Raw genomic sequence first — 278 nt, 5'->3', positions numbered from 1 at the left:
TTAGTTCAAGAATTTGTTTCTTGATTTCTTGAGCCCCTACTAGGTCATTAGGAAGAGAAGCTGTAAAGGGAGTTGTTGTATCACTAAGCATGATACAGACATCTAATTTGGTAGAGCTAACGTCTAAACCGACAAAACATTTCATTTGGAAGGTCTCCTTTCATTTGTATTTGGAAAGTTTCTTGACTACTGTAAGGTTCCCCAGAAACACGTTGAACCAACAGCCTCGCATAAGAGAATTCTAGTCACTAGCTCACCTGCCGCCTGTACGCTACTAC

The 278-nt window shown here is 40.6% G+C and carries 1 pseudogene; it reads right to left on the bottom strand.

The features are described from left to right. Positions 1 to 145, bottom strand: a pseudogene (locus C1E58_RS09605) (IS110 family transposase); the annotation flags it as partial. Positions 146 to 278: the final 133 nt, after the last annotated feature.

Origin of the sequence: Streptococcus suis (assembly GCF_002964575.1) — a bacterium.
GTDB classification, from domain to species: domain Bacteria; phylum Bacillota; class Bacilli; order Lactobacillales; family Streptococcaceae; genus Streptococcus; species Streptococcus suis_R.
The sequence above is the reverse complement of the archived record's forward strand: the minus strand, read 5'-3'. Positions and strand labels throughout refer to the sequence as shown.